The sequence below is a fragment of the Haloarcula sp. CGMCC 1.2071 genome (genome assembly GCF_037078445.1).
GTDB classification, from domain to species: Archaea; Halobacteriota; Halobacteria; order Halobacteriales; family Haloarculaceae; genus Haloarcula; species Haloarcula amylolytica.
Window position 1 is genome coordinate 284,307 of sequence record NZ_JAYMGY010000001.1, and the last position, 16,840, is coordinate 301,146.

General features: G+C 64.0%; 20 protein-coding genes and 1 tRNA gene. 13 read left to right on the forward strand and 8 right to left on the reverse strand.

All coding sequences use genetic code 11. The features are described from left to right. Position 1 precedes the first annotated feature (1 nt). The 5 genes from sufD to VI234_RS01435 all read left to right on the forward strand — a co-directional run bounded on the left by sufD (position 2) and on the right by VI234_RS01435 (position 3,803). Complete coding sequence (sufD, locus tag VI234_RS01415; RefSeq protein WP_336329053.1) at positions 2-1,213, forward strand: Fe-S cluster assembly protein SufD; 1,212 nt, start codon at positions 2-4, stop codon at positions 1,211-1,213. Positions 1,214-1,496: 283 nt separating this feature from the next. Then, on the forward strand, positions 1,497-1,979 hold the full coding sequence (locus tag VI234_RS01420) for a hypothetical protein (RefSeq protein ID WP_004591304.1): 483 nt from the start codon (positions 1,497-1,499) through the stop codon (positions 1,977-1,979). Further along, positions 1,976-2,410, forward strand: a complete 435-nt coding sequence (locus VI234_RS01425; protein WP_008312443.1) for a metal-dependent transcriptional regulator — start codon at positions 1,976-1,978, stop codon at positions 2,408-2,410. Before VI234_RS01420 ends, VI234_RS01425 begins: the two co-directional genes overlap by 4 nt. Before the next feature lie 211 nt (positions 2,411-2,621). Then, a tRNA-Gln gene (locus tag VI234_RS01430) sits at positions 2,622-2,694 on the forward strand. A 380-nt stretch (positions 2,695-3,074) separates the two neighbouring features. Next, entirely contained in the window at positions 3,075-3,803 is a 729-nt protein-coding gene (locus VI234_RS01435; RefSeq protein ID WP_008312445.1) for a GNAT family N-acetyltransferase, read from the forward strand. Here the strand turns inward: VI234_RS01435 and VI234_RS01440 are convergent, their stop codons facing one another. Beyond that, entirely contained in the window at positions 3,804-4,001 is a 198-nt protein-coding gene (locus VI234_RS01440) for a hypothetical protein (protein ID WP_008312456.1), read from the reverse strand. A 287-nt stretch (positions 4,002-4,288) separates the two neighbouring features. Between VI234_RS01440 and VI234_RS01445 the strand changes: the two genes are divergently transcribed. Beyond that, on the forward strand, positions 4,289-5,005 hold the full coding sequence (locus VI234_RS01445; protein WP_008312457.1) for an HD domain-containing protein: 717 nt from the start codon (positions 4,289-4,291) through the stop codon (positions 5,003-5,005). Here the strand turns inward: VI234_RS01445 and VI234_RS01450 are convergent. The 3 genes from VI234_RS01450 to VI234_RS01460 form a co-directional block, all read right to left on the reverse strand. Further along, positions 5,000-5,698 (reverse strand): LysE family translocator, encoded by a 699-nt coding sequence (locus VI234_RS01450; RefSeq protein ID WP_336329054.1) that lies wholly within the window; start codon positions 5,696-5,698, stop codon positions 5,000-5,002. The genes VI234_RS01445 and VI234_RS01450 overlap by 6 nt on opposite strands. 37 nt (positions 5,699-5,735) lie before the next feature. After that, entirely contained in the window at positions 5,736-6,626 is an 891-nt protein-coding gene (locus VI234_RS01455; protein ID WP_336329055.1) for a coiled-coil protein, read from the reverse strand. Positions 6,627-6,893: 267 nt separating this feature from the next. After that, positions 6,894-8,738 (reverse strand): hydrolase, encoded by a 1,845-nt coding sequence (locus VI234_RS01460; RefSeq protein WP_336329056.1) that lies wholly within the window; start codon positions 8,736-8,738, stop codon positions 6,894-6,896. Positions 8,739-8,846: 108 nt separating this feature from the next. Here VI234_RS01460 and VI234_RS01465 point away from each other — a divergent pair, with 108 nt between their 5' ends. After that, positions 8,847-9,020 (forward strand): hypothetical protein, encoded by a 174-nt coding sequence (locus VI234_RS01465; protein WP_008312465.1) that lies wholly within the window; start codon positions 8,847-8,849, stop codon positions 9,018-9,020. A 26-nt stretch (positions 9,021-9,046) separates the two neighbouring features. Next, positions 9,047-9,475, forward strand: a complete 429-nt coding sequence (locus VI234_RS01470; RefSeq protein ID WP_008312467.1) for a DUF371 domain-containing protein — start codon at positions 9,047-9,049, stop codon at positions 9,473-9,475. A 68-nt stretch (positions 9,476-9,543) separates the two neighbouring features. Here VI234_RS01470 and thsA read toward each other — a convergent pair whose 3' ends face one another. Then, the gene (thsA, locus tag VI234_RS01475) at positions 9,544-11,103 is read right to left on the reverse strand and encodes a thermosome subunit alpha (RefSeq protein WP_008312469.1); all 1,560 of its coding nucleotides are present in this window, start codon (positions 11,101-11,103) and stop codon (positions 9,544-9,546) included. A gap of 175 nt (positions 11,104-11,278) precedes the next feature. Here thsA and VI234_RS01480 point away from each other — a divergent pair, with 175 nt between their 5' ends. Continuing rightward, complete coding sequence (locus VI234_RS01480; protein WP_008312472.1) at positions 11,279-12,088, forward strand: amidohydrolase family protein; 810 nt, start codon at positions 11,279-11,281, stop codon at positions 12,086-12,088. Positions 12,089-12,131: 43 nt separating this feature from the next. Here VI234_RS01480 and VI234_RS01485 read toward each other — a convergent pair whose 3' ends face one another. After that, positions 12,132-13,037, reverse strand: a complete 906-nt coding sequence (locus VI234_RS01485; protein WP_336329057.1) for a glycosyltransferase family 2 protein — start codon at positions 13,035-13,037, stop codon at positions 12,132-12,134. Positions 13,038-13,130: 93 nt separating this feature from the next. Then, positions 13,131-13,835, reverse strand: a complete 705-nt coding sequence (locus VI234_RS01490) for a class I SAM-dependent methyltransferase (RefSeq protein WP_005537823.1) — start codon at positions 13,833-13,835, stop codon at positions 13,131-13,133. Between the two features lie 249 nt (positions 13,836-14,084). On the opposite strand from VI234_RS01490, the gene VI234_RS01495 reads away from it, so the two are divergent. From VI234_RS01495 to VI234_RS01505, 3 genes are read left to right on the forward strand one after another with little or no spacing between them, the layout of a single operon-like run. Then, entirely contained in the window at positions 14,085-14,354 is a 270-nt protein-coding gene (locus VI234_RS01495) for a MarR family transcriptional regulator (protein ID WP_004591318.1), read from the forward strand. A gap of 9 nt (positions 14,355-14,363) precedes the next feature. Beyond that, positions 14,364-15,149, forward strand: coding sequence for an MBL fold metallo-hydrolase (locus VI234_RS01500; RefSeq protein WP_336329058.1), 786 nt, complete (start codon positions 14,364-14,366; stop codon positions 15,147-15,149). Positions 15,150-15,182: 33 nt separating this feature from the next. Then, positions 15,183-15,923, forward strand: a complete 741-nt coding sequence (locus tag VI234_RS01505) for a YkgJ family cysteine cluster protein (RefSeq protein ID WP_336329059.1) — start codon at positions 15,183-15,185, stop codon at positions 15,921-15,923. 2 nt (positions 15,924-15,925) lie between these two features. Here the strand turns inward: VI234_RS01505 and VI234_RS01510 are convergent, their stop codons facing one another. Beyond that, positions 15,926-16,324, reverse strand: coding sequence for a TRAM domain-containing protein (locus VI234_RS01510; protein ID WP_008312481.1), 399 nt, complete (start codon positions 16,322-16,324; stop codon positions 15,926-15,928). A 253-nt stretch (positions 16,325-16,577) separates the two neighbouring features. Between VI234_RS01510 and VI234_RS01515 the strand changes: the two genes are divergently transcribed. Beyond that, positions 16,578-16,820, forward strand: a complete 243-nt coding sequence (locus VI234_RS01515; RefSeq protein WP_008312482.1) for a DUF7123 family protein — start codon at positions 16,578-16,580, stop codon at positions 16,818-16,820. The last annotated feature ends 20 nt before the right edge of the window (positions 16,821-16,840 follow it).

Sequence of the window (16,840 nt, forward strand, 5' to 3'; positions counted from 1 at the left end):
CATGAGCACGCAGGTACACGCCACACTGTCAGAGAGTCAGGTGGAACAGATTTCCGAGGATCTCGGCGAGCCCGAGTGGCTGCTGGAGACGCGCAAGGACGCCCTTGCCGCGCTCGACGAGCTCGACATGCCGGACGTCATCCGGACGCCGGGTCGAACGTGGACGAACCTCGACGCGCTCGAATACGAGTCGCTGGTCGACCCGCTCGACTACGCACAGGACAAGGACCGCGTCGACGCAGAGGGCGTCGAAGTGCTGTCCTGGAGCGAGGCGCTCGACGAGCATGCGGACCTCGTCAAGGAGCACTTCGGCAGCGTCGTCGACCCGCAGCGGGACTACCTCACTGCGCTGTCGACGGCCCTGTTCTCTGCCGGAACGGTCGTCTACGTCCCCGAGGGCGTCGACGCCGAGGACGTGAAGATCCGGACGACGATGAACAGCCAGTCGCTGTTCAACTACACGCTCGTCCTCGCCGAGGAGTCCTCCTCGGTCACGATTTTGGAACGCCAGGGGACCGGCGAGACGACCGACGCTGACCAGTACTACTCCGGTATCGTCGAGGTCGTCGCCGAGGAGAACGCCTACGTCCAGTACGGCGCGCTCCAGAACCTCTCGGAAGAGACCTACAACTTCCAGGTCAAGCGCGGTCACGCCGACACTTACGCCACGGTCAACTGGATCGACGGCAACATCGGCTCCCGCCTGACCAAGTCCAACGTCGAGACCCGACTGCTGGGTGACTCCTCCGAGTCCCAGATTCTGGGTGCGTTCTTCGGCCACGAGGACCAGCACTTCGACATCGCGTCGCGTGTCTGGCACGAGGCCGAACACACCATCGCCGACCTCGTCACCCGCGGCGTCCTCGACGACGACGCCCGCTCGGTGTACGAAGGCGTTCAGGACGTCGGTCGCGAGGCCTGGGACACGTCGTCGTACCAGCGTGAGAACACGCTCATGCTCTCTGACGACTCCGAGGCCGACGCGTCGCCGAAGCTCATCATCAACAACCACGACACCGAGGCCTCCCACTCCGCGACAGTCGGGCAGGTCGACGAAGAGGACATGTTCTACATGACCTCCCGCGGTGTCGACCCGGAGCGAGCGGAGAACATGCTCGTCGAAGGGTTCTTCGTCCCCGTGCTCGGAGAGGTGCAGGTCGACGAACTCCGCGAGGATCTCGACCAGCTCATCTACGAGCGTCTTCGGGAGTGAGCGGTAGCGCACGACCGAAGGCTCGAAAGAACTCGTTCTTTCGGCGTCTTCGGGAGTAACGCGAGCGCAGGCTCGCGGGAGCGATTTGCTCTCCCGGTGTCTACGCTCATTTCATTCGCGCTGGTAGCGTTGCGGTCAGCCTGATACGCGCAATCAGCAGGTAGAGATTGAGAAAGTCCCTTACCGTTGCGAAACGCGGGCTCGACGACAGGGAACCGCTTAAGTCCGGGCCTCCCCGAACTACGTGTATGACTGCAGCACAGCGCCGAGTGGGGGTGTTGCCGTGAGTCTCACACAGCCGGTCGCGTCCGACCATCAGCTCGCCCGGTTGCTACAGATCGGTATCGTCCTCGAAGAGGTCGTCGAGGCACGGTCGGCCAAGCACGCCGAGGAAACGAGCGGAGAGCACGAACAGGCGGTGCTTGACCTCCTCGCACACGCCGAGACGGAGTCGGCCGAGCACCGCCGGCAACTGGAGTCGCTCATCGACGACCTCGAAGCGGACACCGTTCCGTTCGAGGAAATCGAGATGCTAGTCGAAGCCCAGTACGAGGCCGACAAGGACTTCGACGGCGTGCTGTACGACCAACTCTGTAACGAGGAGACGGCGTACAAGTTCTACGACGACCTCATCGAAGCCATCGAGGCGTCCGACGTGACATTCACCATCGACCGCGAGCGGCTGCTTGCCGTGCTGTCGGATATCCGCGAGGACGAAGCAGAGGGTGTCGAAGACGTGACCGACCTGATGGAGGACTATCAATGAACACGCAGGCCCAGTATCTGAAAGCGATCTATCTCACGCAACAGCAAGAAGACGGTCCAGCATCCACCGGCGACGTGGCCGACATGCTCGATGTCAGTCCGGCCAGCGCCAACGAGATGATCGGCAAACTCGAAAACCGAGGGCTGCTGAACCACGAGAAGTACAAGGGTGTCGACCTCACCGACGACGGCATCGCACAGGCTCGCGAGGCGCTCCAGAACTACTGCATCATCGAGCGGTTCCTCATCGAAGTGCTAGAGGTCGAGGAGTTCCAGGCCGAGGCAAAACAACTGGAGGGCGTCATCGACGAAACGGTCGCTGATCGCCTCGATACGATCATCGACCGCAAACCACAGTGTCCGGACTGTTTCGACCCCGAGGGTGACGTCTGTGGCCTGCTCGAAGTCGAGGCTGAAGTCACCAGCGACTGACCGCCCGCTCTCGAAGCGTTCAAGTGCGTTCCGTCGATTACACCGAATACGGTTAGCTTGCTCATAGCGAGCGCAGTCCCGTGGCGGTGAGCAAATCCTGTTGATTTGCGAGGTACACGGGACGAGCGAACAAAGTGAGTGCAGTCCCGTGGTGGAGAGCAGAACCGAACGGTTCTGCGACTCTCACGGGTCAAGCGAACGTAGTGAGCGCAGTCCCGTGGTGTAGTGGCCAATCATAAGGGCCTTTGGAGCCCTTGACGGCGGTTCGAATCCGCCCGGGACTATTTTCGCGCGAACAAGTCCGTGAGCGCGAAATATCCTCGGCGGTTCGAGCCCAGAAGGCGAGTATTCGAGCCTTCGCGGTTCGAATCCGCCCGGGACTATCCTGTTGCGAACGACTTCGTGAGCAGCGGGTATCCTCAGCGGATTCGAAGGACGTCACGAGCGACGCGAAGTGTCGGCGGTTCGAATCCGCCCGAAGTACCCTCCGACATGAGCACGAACAGTGCCCGCATTCTCGTACGACGCGCCAGCGAGTGGACAGGATAGCCACAGGCCGGTCGAGGTCACAATTCGCGGTGTCCTCGCATGAATAGCCCAACGGGTGTCCCAAATTCTGACACTGAACTGTAGATTTATGATGTTCCGTGCCAACTAGTGGCATATGAAAATCAGGGAGGCAGTGCCGTCGGATCGGCCGGCTATCCGTGACGTGGCGCGTCGCTCACTAGAGGCGTCGTATTCGCTGGGGCCGAAGGCGATTACGAGCGCTATCGAGGAGTGGTACGACGAAGCGCGCATCGAGGAAGTGCTTGCCGATGAGAGTAATCGGTTGATTCTCGTCGGTGAGCGGGACGGGCAGGTGGTCGGCCTCTCCGAGAGCGTCCTGTCGGGCGACAGTATCGGGACGATTCTCTGGCTGCACGTCGACCCGGCATACCGCGGCGAGGGGATTGGGTCGGCGTTGTTCGACGAGACCCACGGGGAACTCCATGACCGGGGTGCCGAGACACTCCAGGGGCGCGTGTTGGCTGACAACGTCGAGGGCAACAGCTTCTACGAGGACCGCGGCTTCGAACGCGCCGGCACGGGTGAAGTCGACATCGCCGGACGGACCTACGTCGAGAACCTCTACACCGACGCCGACGAACTCGGTCGCGAACCCGTAACTGATGACGGCCGGACGGTCTACGTCGACCACAACAACCACGAGTCCGGCTCGATGGCGCCGTTCCATGTGGTCCACGTCACAGAGGAGGGCAGCGACCGCTACGGTTACTACTGCAGTAACTGCGAGACGCTGGCGAACGCGATGGACTCGATGGGCCGCATCGAATGTGACAACTGCGGGAACGTTCGCAAGCCGATGCGCTGGGACGCCGCCTACCTGTAATTACGGGGGCGACTGGTCTCCCGAGCGCTGTGACGATTCCTGCCTGTTCGCCGGGACCAGTATCAGCTTGTAGTACAGTCCGAACAGACACAGGGCGATACCGACGCCGACGAGCACGTCAGTCACTGCGTGTTCGTTTATCGCGTGGGTAACGATCGACACATCACCGACGGGTGTGTGAAGTGGCTGGAGAGGCATATGTACTGATTTATCTATTAGCTGTAAAAAGCCGGACTAATGTTCTCAGCCGTTGAGAACCAGTCGTCGGCAATCACCCGACAGCGACCCAACTCGACACGGAGTCGGGGCCAGCGATGGTGGCTGTCCGGCGTCCGGACAACCGCTCCGAAGGCCGGTTCTGTGACGCTGTTTGCAGACAGAAATACCGGGTGTGGCAGCCGTTCTCCCTGTCGTAACGCTAAAGAGTCGAACGTACGTCTATATGTGTAAGATGACTATCGAAATCCGTCTCCGGAGGTGGTGCTGTGGGCGTCGAGATTAGGGAGTCACCTGTCTCAGCCGACGCGTTCGAGGATATGAAGGAGTTCGTCCACGACTACCTCGCGGCGAGCGTCGAAAACGAAGAAGAGGGCGGCCGCATGCGCTGGTACCCGTGGCACTCCGCGGAATACCGCTTCAACCACATCCTCAACGTCGTCGACATCGCGACAAAAATCGCCCGCAAGGAGGGGGCGAACGTGGACGTGACTCGCGTGGCAGCGTTGTTTCACGACATCGCGAAACTGGAAGCCGAGCAGGACCTCCACGCGGAAGCCGGCGCTCGGATCGCACGCGAGTATCTGAAGGCACACGGTGACTACCCCGAATCGTTTATCGAACAGGTCTGCTCCGCCGTCGATGCCCACTCGTATCAGGGGCCGCTGGACGACCTACCCCTGGAAGTACAGTGTCTCATCGAAGCGGATATTCTGGATAAGGTCGGCGCGAACGGGACCGCCCTGATGCTGTTGCGCATGGGCTATGAGTCCCGGACGCACATGGACGCGGCCGAGATGGTCGACCGGGTCATCGAGCGCGGCGAGGACGCCCGCGAGCGTGTTCAGAGCGACACCGCCGAGTCCATCGTCCACCAGCGGCTCAAGCGGACCCGCTGGTTCCAGGAGTGGCTGACGATGGAGGTCGCCGAAATGGCCGTCGAAGACGACCTCGACGACGTGGCGACCGGAATGGGCGACTCATAGCGCTCGCAGCAGGAACAGGACGCCGGTCCCGGCGAGAACAGCGGCGCTGATCCACGCGATTAGCGGTGCGAGTCGTTCGATACGCGTTCTCGCGGCGACAATCGCCGCCGGAAACCCCGTAATCCAGAGGCCGATACCGCCGAAAAACCCGCCCAGCAGCACCGGATGCCCGGTCTGTACGGTTAGCGCATCAGTCCCGACCGCAGGCACGTACGACGCCACGTCGACCACGCCGGGTTCGAGGAGGCCGACGCCGACGGTGAGCCAGAAGGCGACCTGATAGGGGTTGGTCAGCGCCAGGGCGAACGCCTTACGGAAGCCCCGGCTGTCCCCAGACGCGACCGACGAGTCCCCCTCGGTAACTGTTGTATTCGCTTCTTTGACTGCTCCGTACGCGAACCAGAGCATCAGGAGCCCGCCGGCCCCGACCATCACGCGCCGAACGCCTGGTGTCTCGGTGATGACTGTGGCGGCGCCGAGCACGGCGAGTACGAGGAAACAGGCGTCAGCGGTCATCGCGCCGAGGCCGGCGAAGAAGCCGGCCCGCCAGCCCCGAAGCGCGCTCTCCTCGGCAATAACGGCGTTCATCGGACCCGGTGGCGCGGCGAGCGCGAGGCCGAACAGGACCCCACCGAGAGCTGTCGGGACGAGCGAGAGCGCGCCGAGCTGGAGCAGGCCGAGTGAGTGATGCATCTACAGTCGGTGAAAACAGAGAGAAAATCCTACAGACTTACAGCTTGCCGGCCTTCTGGAGCTTCATCAGGTCCTCGGTGTCGAGGGTCTCGCCCTCCTTGAACTTCTGATAGATCTCCTCGGCTTCCTCGCGAGCGGCTTCCTGCTTCTCCTCGCGCTGGGAGCGCTCCTGCTCCTCTTCCTTCTTGTCGAGCTCGCGGAGGCGCTTCTGGACGCGGACGAAGTCCTCGTGGTGCTGGTCGGCCGCTTCCTGCGCTTCGACGAACTCCTCGTGTTTCTCGTCGGCCTCGTCACGGATCTCGTCGGCCTCGCGGTAGGCCTCGATCATCTCGTTGTGGTGCTTCTGGGCCTCGTCGGCCAGCTCCGTGACCTTCTGGTGGTGCTTTGAGGCTTCCGAGCGGACCTCTTCAGCTTCCTCTTTGAGTGCTTCGAGGTCGCCGCCTTCGTCGAGTTTCTCCTGTTTCTCCTGGAGTTTCTCGCGCTTGGTCTCGATCTTCTCGATGAGCTCCTTCTCGTCCTCCGAGGAGAGCACTTCGGTCTGTTGCTTGAACTCGAGGTCTTCGATCTCCTCTTTGAGTTGTTCGACCGACGTGCCCTCGTCGAGTTCGAGGTCGTTTTTCAGGTTGTCGACCTTGTCGAACAGCTCGTTTGCTTCCGCATTGAGCTCGTTGCGCTGGTCCTTGTGCTCCTGGACCTGCTCGTTGAGCTCGTCGCGCTTCTCGCGGTGTTCCTGCGCCTCGTCGACCTTCTCGCGAGTCTTCGCGTTCAGGTCGTCACGGGCGGAGGCCCGCTCGGACGCCATCTGGTTCAGCTCGTTCCGTCGGTCGCGGAGCTGGCCGGCGAGTTTGATGAGCTCGCCTTTCGATTTGTTTTCGAGATCCTCTTCGGTTACTGTAACGTTCTTTGATTCGTCTATCGAGTCTGCCATTGTTGAATCCTCTATGCCATCACCGCTTCAGCACAGACAGTCGGCCCACTACTGAGGGGCTGACACCAATAACAAGGGTTCCCTCTCATGTTGGGCTGAAAGCGATACTGCCTGAACGCGGAAGCGTTCTGGTGTCTACGAATAGAGGAGGATATTGTTTAAACATTCCGGTGCATTGAATACCGCGTCAACGTCTCACACGCCGCAATTCGGCGGGTGACCCGGTCGTAACCCCACCGGATTACCCTTGTATATCACGGACCTATATTACTGACTAATGGTGTATTCGTTTTTGACGGCCCGCTGCCCGTCGGTGACGGCGAGTGTCACCTCGTCGCCGGCCGACAGCGTGAGTGTGTCGACGGGGACGCGGGCGAAGGGGCCGACGGTGTGTTCGGCCTGCTCGCGCTCGCCGTTGTAGTCCCACTCGACGGTGAGGTTCGTGCTCTCCGGCCTGTCGTGGAGGACGACGACGTCCCGCTCTCCGGGACTGGGCGCGGAGAGGACGACCTGTGTAGGCTCGTAGCTGTCGGCGAGCACGTCGTGTGCCGTCTTTTCGCTCCCGTCAGCGGCGAGTACACCCATGCCCGCGTCGCCGACGTCCCGGAGGCTGTCGAGGACGACGACCGGTGCGCGGCGCTGGCGCAATCCCTCGGCCACCTCGCGGACGACGTCAGCCTGGTACGCCTGTGACGCCGCCACCCCGTCGTCGATGTGGCGGTCGTGCCGGGCGCGGTCGAACCCCGGGGTATCCGCCGGGTCAGCCGTCCCGAGCGCGCCGGCCCCGAAGCCGGCGACGACGTCGCCGACGCCGAACTGGGAACAGAGCCACGGGAGGTCGGCCGTGTCGCCGTACCGCCACCCCGGGTACAGCGTGGCCGCGTCGGGGTTGATTCCGGGCGGGCCGACCACCGGGAACGTCGGGACGGAGTCCACGGCCCCAGCCACTGTCTCGGCCTCGGTGCTGTCGTATCCGGTTCGCCAGGCCCGCCAGCGAAAGCGCAGTCGGTCGAGGAACCCGGACCCAAGGCCGTCGGCGTAGGGTGACACTGGCTCGTCGTGAATGCCGACCGCCGCGAAACTGGGATGCTGCGCGTAAGTCGCATCGAGCCGTGCCGCGAGATTGGTTCCCCGTTCGTTGTCGAACGAACCGGGGCCCGACAGCGGGAGGTCCTGCCAGAGCAGGACGCCGTGGTCGTCACAGGCGCGGGCCACTTCCGGCGGCGTCCCCTGCGCCCGAACCCGGACCAGATTTGCGTTGGCGTCGACGGCCCGCTCGACGTCCTCCGCGGTCGGGTCCAGCAGTGTCACGCCGCGAACCGGTACCTCCTCGCCGTTGACCTGCAGGCCGTCGTCGTACGAAACAGTACGTAGTCCCGTCGTTACCGAGTGTTCGTCGTCATCGAGCTTCGCGCTGAGGACGTAGCGGGACTGGTCGCCGCGGTCGTGGGGCCACCACAGCGACGGGTCGCGCACGTCTATCGTGTAGGTCACCGACGTCGTCTCCTCGTCGGTCGAGACGCGAGCGCGGTCCATCATCCCGCCGCCGCGAACGTCACCCTCCGGCCGGAGCGAGAGCGTGATCCGGTCGTCGAGCGGCTCTTCGGTCAGGACGGTCGCCGACACTTCCACTGTCGCATCGGTTACGTCGGCTTCCGATACCTGTGGCTGGACGGAAAGCTCGCTCACACAGGGGTCCGGTCGGGTTTCGAGGGCCGCGCCCCACCAGATGCCCGGGACACAGCGCTCCGGCGGTAGCTGGTCGGTCGCGTGCAAACCGCCGAAACGGTCCGCCGGCGCGCGACACTCCACGACGATCCGGTACTCCTCGCTCTCGGGGAGTCGAACCCGGAGCGGCTCGAAGTAGGTGTCGTGGCTGGTGAGCAGATCACCGTTGCACCACACGCGTGTGTGCGCGTAAGTGCCACTTAGTACGAGCAGGGTGTGTGCGTCGCTCTCGTCCCGCGGGTCCGAGAACGTCGTTTCGTAGGCCACGGCCTCGGCGCCGGCGAACCCCTCGGGCCGGCCGGGCACTGACACCGGTTCCCACGACTCCGGGGACGGCATCTCGTCGTCCGGCGCAACCGCCGCGCCGCGCCACTCCAGCGACATACCTTGTGGCCCGTTCCCCGGGGGCATATCCTTTGCCCCACGGCTTCACTTTCACTTTCACTCCGGGGATGGCTCGCTTTGACATAGGTAGCCACCTACTATCCAGATATGCTCACCGAACTGCACGAGGCGGCGACACCGACCTGCGAGGCCCAGCACTGCGAGCGCCCGCTCGGCGAGCCAGCGCTGGTGTTCGAGACCGAGGCCGGCCGCCGCGAGGCCCACGAGTGCGCCTGCGGTGCGGTGACGGTTACCGTCGCCCGGTCGGAGTCGTCCCGCTGAAGTACGCCCGGCAGTGACCGGGAGGTATGACACTCGAAGAAGTGGTCCACGCACAGGGCCACGAGAACGTCTCCGGCGAACACGCGAGTACACTGGAAGTGACGAGCGACGACTTTCTGACCCCTGCAGGTGACTGTATCCTCGCCATCGACGCCGACCGCGTCCCCGCCGACTTCGACAGCGAGTTCGTGACGGCTTGCCAGGACGCCGACGCGACGATTACGGCGACTATCGAAGCCGGCGATCAGGTCGTTACCGTGACCGGGACCGGCCACCCCGACCTGTCCTTCGAGAACGACCGGAGCCACGTCCTGCGGACGAGCGACTACGTCGACGACCGGACTGTGATGGTAAACGCCGACGCAGCGGCCGGCGACGTGGACCGGGGCCTCGTCGAAGCGCTCGCTGACGGGGCCGATGCGACGCTGACGCTGGCTGTTGAGCCAAGTAACTAGTACCGCAATTTCTGCTATCGTTCGCGCCGCTGTCCGGCGCAGTCAAAAGAAAACAGGTTGTGAACGGCTTACGACGACGAGATGACGTCGTCGATACGGACGATCATCGTTGCCGCCTCGGTGGCGGAGTCGACCGCTTCGCGCTTGACAGCGGCGGGGTCGAGGATGCCGTAGTCGACGGGGTCACCGACGACGCCGGTCTGGCCTTCGCTGATGATGCCGGCGATGCCCTCGCTCTCGTGTTCGGCGCGGAGGTCGACGAGCGCGTCGATGGCGTCGAGGCCCGTGTTCTCCGCGAGCGTGCGGGGCAGCACGTCGACGGCATCGGCGAACGCTTCGACGGCGAGCTGCTTGCGGCCCTCGATGGACGCCGCTTCGGAGCGGATGTGGTCGGCGATGGCGATTTCGGTCGCGCCTGCGCCGGGGACCACACCGCCGGCGTCGAGCGCGGCGATGACGGTGTCGAGCGCGTCGTTGAGCGCGCGTTCGAGCTCGTCGACGACGTGTTCGGTGGAGCCGCGGGCGATGACCGTGACGGACTCGGCGGTCGCGCCGCCGGTGATGAACGTCACGTCGTCGTCGCCCTGCTTCTCGACGTCGACGCTGTCGGCGTGGCCGAGCGAGTCCTCGTCGAGGGCTTCCAGCGAGCCGACGCGCTTCGCGCCGGTGGCCTCGACGATGTCCTTGGCGGTCGAGGAGCCGATGCTGTCGGCGACGAAGACGCCTTCCTTGGCGAGCTGGGAGGCGACGCGGTCGGCGACGTCCTCGGTGACGAAGGCCACGTCAGCGCCGCTTTCGACGACTTCCTCGGCGTAGCCGCTGAGTTCCTGCTCCTCGGCGTCGAGCGCGGCGTTGAGCTGGTCGACGCTGGAGACGTTGTACTCGGCGTCGATGTTGCTCTCGCGGACGTCGAGTTCGGTGTCGATGACCGCGATGGACGCGTCCTCGACCGAGGTCGGCATGTTGTCGTGGACGGCCGTCTCGTCGACGATGACGCCCTCGACGAGCTTGGTCGCGGAGGAAGCCGCACCCGTCTGGGTGTGGACTTCGATGTTGTCCCGGCGAACGCCGTTGTCGCTCTTGGCGTGGCGGACGGCGTCGACGACGACTTCGGCGAGTTTCTCGGCCTCGACGTCACCGGTGCCCTTGCCGGTCATCGAGGATTCGGCGACTTCGACGAGCGTCTCGTCGTCGAGGTCGACGTCGAGGACGATCTCGTTGATAGCGTCCTGTGCGAGTTCGGATGCGGCAGAGTACCCCTCGACGATTGTCGTCGGGTGGACGTCGTCGTCGAGCAGGTCCTCGCCTTTCGTCAGCAGTTCCCCGGCCAGCACGGACGCCGTCGTCGTGCCGTCGCCCACTTCGTCCTCCTGGGTCTGGGCGACTTCGACGATCATCTGGGCCGCGGGGTGTTCGATGTCCATCTCGGAGAGGATGGTCGCCCCGTCGTTGGTGATGACCACATCACCGTCGTCGGAGACGAGCATCTTGTCCATGCCACGGGGACCGAGCGTGGTCCGTACGGACTCGCTTACGGCCTTTCCGGCGGAGATGTTCGATGACTGTGCGTCCTTCCCGTGTGTGCGCTGGGCGTCCTCATCAAGGATGAAAAGAGGCTGGCCGCCCATGCGTCGCTGGCCAGATGACATATGTGTTGAACCTCACTTAAGACAAGGCAAGCGGTTCTATATAAAACTTTCTAACGGCGTAGACCGTTCGTCGGGCGACAGCGCCGTGCTGTCCCTGTAATCCCGGCTGGACCTACACACCTTTTAATATGGGTGTATACACACCGTATAGTAGATGCTGGAGTTGGAGCACGGCTTTCGGGTCGTCGACGTGCACGCGCGACTGGAACCCGACGAGCAGCGCCGACCCCGGGACGGCATGGGTGACCCGGAGCAACTGGAACGGGAGATGCACCAGGCCGGTGTCGTCCGCTCCGTCGTCTTTCCCGGCGAGCGAGACGGCTCGTATCTGAAAGCGAACAACGCCGTCGCCCGGATGACTGTCGAGCGGCCGATGGTCGCCTTCGCCAGAGTCAACGGCGCTCGGGACCCGGGGACCGGTCCCGGGTCGACCCTTCGCAACCTCGCGAGTAGTCGCACGGAGGAACACACCTCGCCCGAGGACATCGAGCAGTACGCCTACGACGACCGCTTCTACGGCTTCAAGCTTCATCCACCGACGGACGGACTACCCGACGAGGACGTCCTCGCAGAACTGGAGTCCGTATCACTGCCTGTCATCGTCCACGGCGGCGAGGGGTTCCCGCCCGAGACCGTTGCCGAGACCCTGCTCACCTACGACTTCCCGGTCATCCTCTCGCATTTCGGTGCCCACCCGCTCCGGCGGGACCTGATGGAACGAGCTATCGACCTGCTGGAGACCCACGACAAGCTGTATCTCGACACCAGCGCGGTCCGCTACCGGCGGCCGATGGAGAGGGCGATTCTGGAACACCCTGACCGCGTTCTCTTCGGGAGCGGCGTCCCGAGCGTTCACCCGAACGTGGCTGTGATGGAGATACTGACCTTAGACGTGCCCGAAGACGCGATGCGAAAGGTGTTCTCGAACAATCCGAACCGCGTCATCGAGGCGCTGGCCCCCTGACTGCCGGCGGCCGCCGCAGCGGAAGCGCGGGGACGGTCGTCGGTTACCGCCAGTCGTACACAGTCACCGCGCGGTCCGCTCGCGCGGAGCGGCCGTTCGGGTTCCGACAGGGTGTCCGGTCGGTCACGCGTGCGCGGAGGCCGTCGACGATGCCGGACCCAACGCCGCCGAACACGTCCTGCCCGTTGCCGAGCCACTGCGATGGCGTCGTCTCCCCGCGCACGACATCGATCAGCGCGTCCTTCGCGTCACCCGCCGCGTGGCTGAGGAGCCGCCGCAATACGGTCGGGCGGACGTTGTAGTTCTTCACCAGCCGGTAGGCGAGCGAGCGGTACTTCCAGTTCCAGTCGGTCTCCGTGGTGCCGCCGTCGGCCTCGAACTCGCGGCTGACGCACATCTCCGTGCTCCAGTCGACGCCGTAATCACTGGCGGCCATCCGGTGTGCGAAGTCCCGGGCACTGCCGACGTTCAAATACTCGTCGAACCCATCGAGCGCTTCCAGCACCTCCGCGTCGAACGCGACGTTTCCGGGATTGAAATACGTCACGTCGCGGCCGGCTATCGTCCGCGTCTCCTCGGTTTCGGTCGTCATTCCGGCCCAGAGTTGCTGGTGTGTCGGCCCGGTGATGGCCTGGGTGGCCCCCGAGAGCCCGTTTTTCACAGCGTCAGCCCAGCCGGACTCGACCGAGAGTGCCTGGTGGACGAGCGCGATAACGTCTCCCGTTGCCCGGTCGATCCCTGCGTTGCGGGCGACCGTGACTGAGCGGTCGGCGATCTCGACGAGGATCGACACGTCGTCCCGGTCGCGGACCATGCCCGTCGTGCCGTCGGCCGACGGGCCGTTGACGACGATCACTTCGGCATCGGGAACCTGCTCGGTGAGTGCGTCCAGACAGCCGGACAGCTCCTCCCGGCCGTTCAACGTCGGGACCACTACCGAGATATCCATACCTCTGGGTACGGCGGCGAAGGCGCTTAAAAGTCGCGGGAGACGGACGGCGACATCCACTCAGGGAAAACGGGCTGTCCGAGCGGCGGCGAGCTACACGTGGGTGTTCCAGTACGACACCGAGGCCAGCTTTTCGCCGAGTGGCGTGCCTCCGAGCGCCGTATCGAGCGAGCGGAACGAGGCCGCCAGTTCGTTCGGAATCTTCCGGTAGAATCCGTAGGGAAGCAGCCAGTCGTGGTTCGCCTCGGTCAGTTCCAGTCCGGCTCCGTCCAGCAGCCGGTCGATCTCCCAGCGGGAGTAGAGCCGCGACCCCATCGGGAGCGCCCAGTTGTATATCGACCGGGTCGAAAACCGGTTGAACGTATCGAAGAAGACCTGTTCCTTCGAGACGCGGCGCATCTCCGCGAGGAACGCCGCCGGCGTGTCCGCCAGATGGAAAAAGCGCATCGCAAACACGGTGTCGAAGTGGTCGTCCGGGAACGGGAGCCGGGCCGCATCGCCCCGCATGAACTCGACGTGGTCGTCGACGCCGGTCGCCTGTGCCTTCTCACGGCCCTGCTGGAGCATCGGGCCGGAGATGTCCAGCCCGGTGATGTTCGCGCCGCGCTCGGCCAGCATCACGGTGAACCGTCCGGTCCCGCAAGCTACCTCTAACACGTCCTTGTCGGCCACGGGGCCGATTGCGTCGAGGACGGCCTGTTTCTCGCGTCGGTCGATAAGCCGACCGCCACGGGAGAACCGCTTGGCCTCGTACTCTTCGGCCACGGTGTCGGCCTGATACCACTCCTGCCCTTTCACGGTGTATTGCTCACCCCGCGGGGGATAAAACGATACTGGAATCCCCTTTCATCGGTCGGGCTGTTTTCCAGTCAGGCTAGACCCGCTCGCGCTCTCGGCCCTGATAGTTCTGGTCGTACTTTCCGGATAGCGACGAGAACCGCACGATGGCGGTTCTGTATAAGGACACATTAAACACTTCATAGAATCTGTATTGTTTGGTCATGCATATAGCCAAGTTTTACCAGTAAGTCTGGAATATCAGCCACTATGAGCGCATTAACTGAAAACGCTGCACCAGCACCTTTCACCGACGAGGAGTTCCGCGACACCCTGCGTGAACTCCCGCCGAGCGCGAAACTCGTCGCGAAGGTGCTAGAGGACGACGCCCCATTGTCACAGGGCGAACTAGCCGAGAACTCACTGCTCCCGGACCGGACTGTCAGGTACGCCCTGAACCGACTGGAGGAGTCAGAGCTGGTCGACTCGCGGTACAGCTTCACCGACGCGCGCAAACAGGTTTATTTCCTCACAGTCTGACCCGTCGGTATGGACTGGCAGCGGGCCGACGTGCCCGTCCCGACGCGGGCACCGACCGGCAGCACGGCGGCATACGTTTGCGGCGACGAGGCGGCTCTTCTTGTGGACCCCGCGGATACGGATGATGCGCTCGATTCGCTTCTCAGTGACCGCACCCTTGCTCACATTGCGCTCACACACTACCACCCCGACCACGCCGGTGCCGTCGCACACTACGCCAGAGAGACGAACGCGACGGTCTGGGCGCGCCGCGGTCGGGCGACCGCATTCGAGGGTGCGACCGGCGTTACCCCTGACAAACTGTTCAGCGACGGGACGACGATTCCGACCGACGCCGGCCCGGTGACCATCCTCGACACGCCGGGCCACGCGCCGGAGCACGTCGCCTTCGCAACCGACGGCGCCGTCGTCTCCGGCGACCTCGCTGTCGCCGAGGGTAGCGTTGTCGTCGGCGCACCAGAGGGCGACGTTCGGGCCTACCTCTCGTCGCTCCGTCGTCTCCACGCCAGAAACCCCGACGCGCTGTTGCCCAGCCACGGGCCGCGTATCGAGAGCCCACGGGAGACCTGTGCGCGCCTCATCAGCCACCGGCTGGAACGCGAGCGACGTGTTCGGGCAGCTGTCAACGACGGGGCCGACACCCTCGATGAAGTCCTCGACGCCGCCTACGAGAAGGACCTCACCGGCGTGCGCGACCTTGCCCGTGCGACGGTGCTGGCCCATCTGGAGAAACTCGCCGCCGAGGGCACTGTTTCGTGGGACGGCGAGCGGGCCGCACTGCATCCAGCGGAGTGACGCCTTTTTGCCTGTCGGCCCGCTACCACGGCTGTGGACTCCCTCGAAACCGAACTCGAACGGGCCCGTGCGCTCGACGAGTCGGAACTGGCCGACGCTATCGAGGCCATCGGGTTCGAATGCACCCGCTGTGGGGCCTGCTGCAAGGCCGAGTCGGCGTGTGGCGAGGACGGTGAGAGCGCCGACGAGGGTAGCGGAGCCGTCGTCTCCGACGGGAACGCTGAGTCCGCCGAAACCGACGCCGAACCCCACACAGCGACGGTATTTCCCGATGAAATCCGGCAGCTACAGGCGGCCGGGGAGTACGACTTCCGCGACGTGGCCCGCCCGATGCCGTACGGGCTTGCGGATGGCCCGGACGGCCCCGAGGGCGAGACGTTCGAGTGGGCGCTCCAGACCGACGACTGCGGCGACTGCACCTTCTACGCCGAAGACGACGAGGGAACGGGTGCCTGTACGGTCCACGGCGACCGCCCGCTCATCTGCCGGACCTACCCGTTCAGCGTCGCGCTCGGCGGGACGAGCCAGCCGATGGGCGAAGCCGTCGACGAGGAGGGCATGGTCCGCGCCCACGAGTGTGAGGGACTCGGCCGGGATATCTCCAGAGCCGACGCCGAGGAGTTGGCGGCGGCGCTCAAGGAACGTGCCGTTCGGGAACTCGAAGAGGCCATCGGCGTCCGCGACAACTACCGGCCCGTCGACCCGTCAGCCGGACAGGTCGTCGTCCACGACTCCGAAGGGGCAAAGCGCCCCGACGGCAGTGCCTACGAGTAGCCTCAGACGTCGTCGATGATTTCGCCGACCGCGAAGTTCGACTTGACCTCGGTGATCTCGATCTTGACTCGTTCGTCGATTTCGGCCCCCGGAACGATGATAACGTAGCCGCGCTCGACGCGGGCGATGCCGTCGCCCTGCTTCCCGATGTCTTCGATCTCGACGTAGCGCGTCTCACCCGGTTCGACCGGCGGCTGTGGCTGGTCCGGTGGCGTGTCCGACACCGTCTCCTCCTCCGTCTCTGTCCCCTCGTCTGTGGAGATGAGCGCAACACGATAGGTACTGCCCGAGTCGACTGCGCCCGTCTCGATCTCTCGACGCGGGACCTCCACGACGTACCGGTCCCCCTCGTCGCGGATATCGGCACTGAACAGACACAGCAGTTGATCCGAGATTTCCAATGTGATAGACCTCCGTTCGGCCACAAAACGGGCCATTACTAAAGAACTGCCGGAGCGAACGACTGTGACCGTCCCAACTGCGGAGCGACGACGAGCGCTCACGGTGTTTCCCGCCTGTACCAACTACCTGTCGCGTGGCCCAACTCGCGGCAGTATCCCCGGTTCGAGCGAGGGAAAACCGCAAGACCGCAAGCCGTTAACCGTCTGTACCAAATCCCATAAGGGTGTCTCGATACTGTTAGTAACTGTACTAATGAGCGCCACCGCACAAACCCCCGACAGTCCGCTCTCGGACAAGCAGCGACGTATTCTGGAGTATCTCCGTTCCAATGCTGACGAACAGACGTATTTCAAATCGCGGCTCATCGGTGATGAACTCGGTCTCTCAGCCAAAGAGGTCGGGACGAACATGACAGCTATCGCCGACGGCGACCACGACCTGGCTGTGGAAAAGTGGGGGTACTCCTCCTCGACGACGTGGATGGTCGAGACCTGAACCGGTGCCGGCTCGACCGC

Bases quoted from the DNA above. Each gene is read 5' to 3' on its own strand.
- sufD (WP_336329053.1), top strand. From the start codon at position 2: ATGAGCACGCAGGTACACGCCACACTGTCAGAGAGTCAGGTGGAACAG.
- VI234_RS01425 (WP_008312443.1), top strand. From the start codon at position 1,976: ATGAACACGCAGGCCCAGTATCTGAAAGCGATCTATCTCACGCAACAG.
- VI234_RS01435 (WP_008312445.1), top strand. From the start codon at position 3,075: ATGAAAATCAGGGAGGCAGTGCCGTCGGATCGGCCGGCTATCCGTGAC.
- VI234_RS01440 (WP_008312456.1), bottom strand. From the start codon at position 4,001: ATGCCTCTCCAGCCACTTCACACACCCGTCGGTGATGTGTCGATCGTT.
- VI234_RS01450 (WP_336329054.1), bottom strand. From the start codon at position 5,698: ATGCATCACTCACTCGGCCTGCTCCAGCTCGGCGCGCTCTCGCTCGTC.
- VI234_RS01455 (WP_336329055.1), bottom strand. From the start codon at position 6,626: ATGGCAGACTCGATAGACGAATCAAAGAACGTTACAGTAACCGAAGAG.
- VI234_RS01460 (WP_336329056.1), bottom strand. From the start codon at position 8,738: ATGTCGCTGGAGTGGCGCGGCGCGGCGGTTGCGCCGGACGACGAGATG.
- VI234_RS01465 (WP_008312465.1), top strand. From the start codon at position 8,847: ATGCTCACCGAACTGCACGAGGCGGCGACACCGACCTGCGAGGCCCAG.
- VI234_RS01470 (WP_008312467.1), top strand. From the start codon at position 9,047: ATGACACTCGAAGAAGTGGTCCACGCACAGGGCCACGAGAACGTCTCC.
- thsA (WP_008312469.1), bottom strand. From the start codon at position 11,103: ATGGGCGGCCAGCCTCTTTTCATCCTTGATGAGGACGCCCAGCGCACA.
- VI234_RS01480 (WP_008312472.1), top strand. From the start codon at position 11,279: ATGCTGGAGTTGGAGCACGGCTTTCGGGTCGTCGACGTGCACGCGCGA.
- VI234_RS01485 (WP_336329057.1), bottom strand. From the start codon at position 13,037: ATGGATATCTCGGTAGTGGTCCCGACGTTGAACGGCCGGGAGGAGCTG.
- VI234_RS01495 (WP_004591318.1), top strand. From the start codon at position 14,085: ATGAGCGCATTAACTGAAAACGCTGCACCAGCACCTTTCACCGACGAG.
- VI234_RS01500 (WP_336329058.1), top strand. From the start codon at position 14,364: ATGGACTGGCAGCGGGCCGACGTGCCCGTCCCGACGCGGGCACCGACC.
- VI234_RS01515 (WP_008312482.1), top strand. From the start codon at position 16,578: ATGAGCGCCACCGCACAAACCCCCGACAGTCCGCTCTCGGACAAGCAG.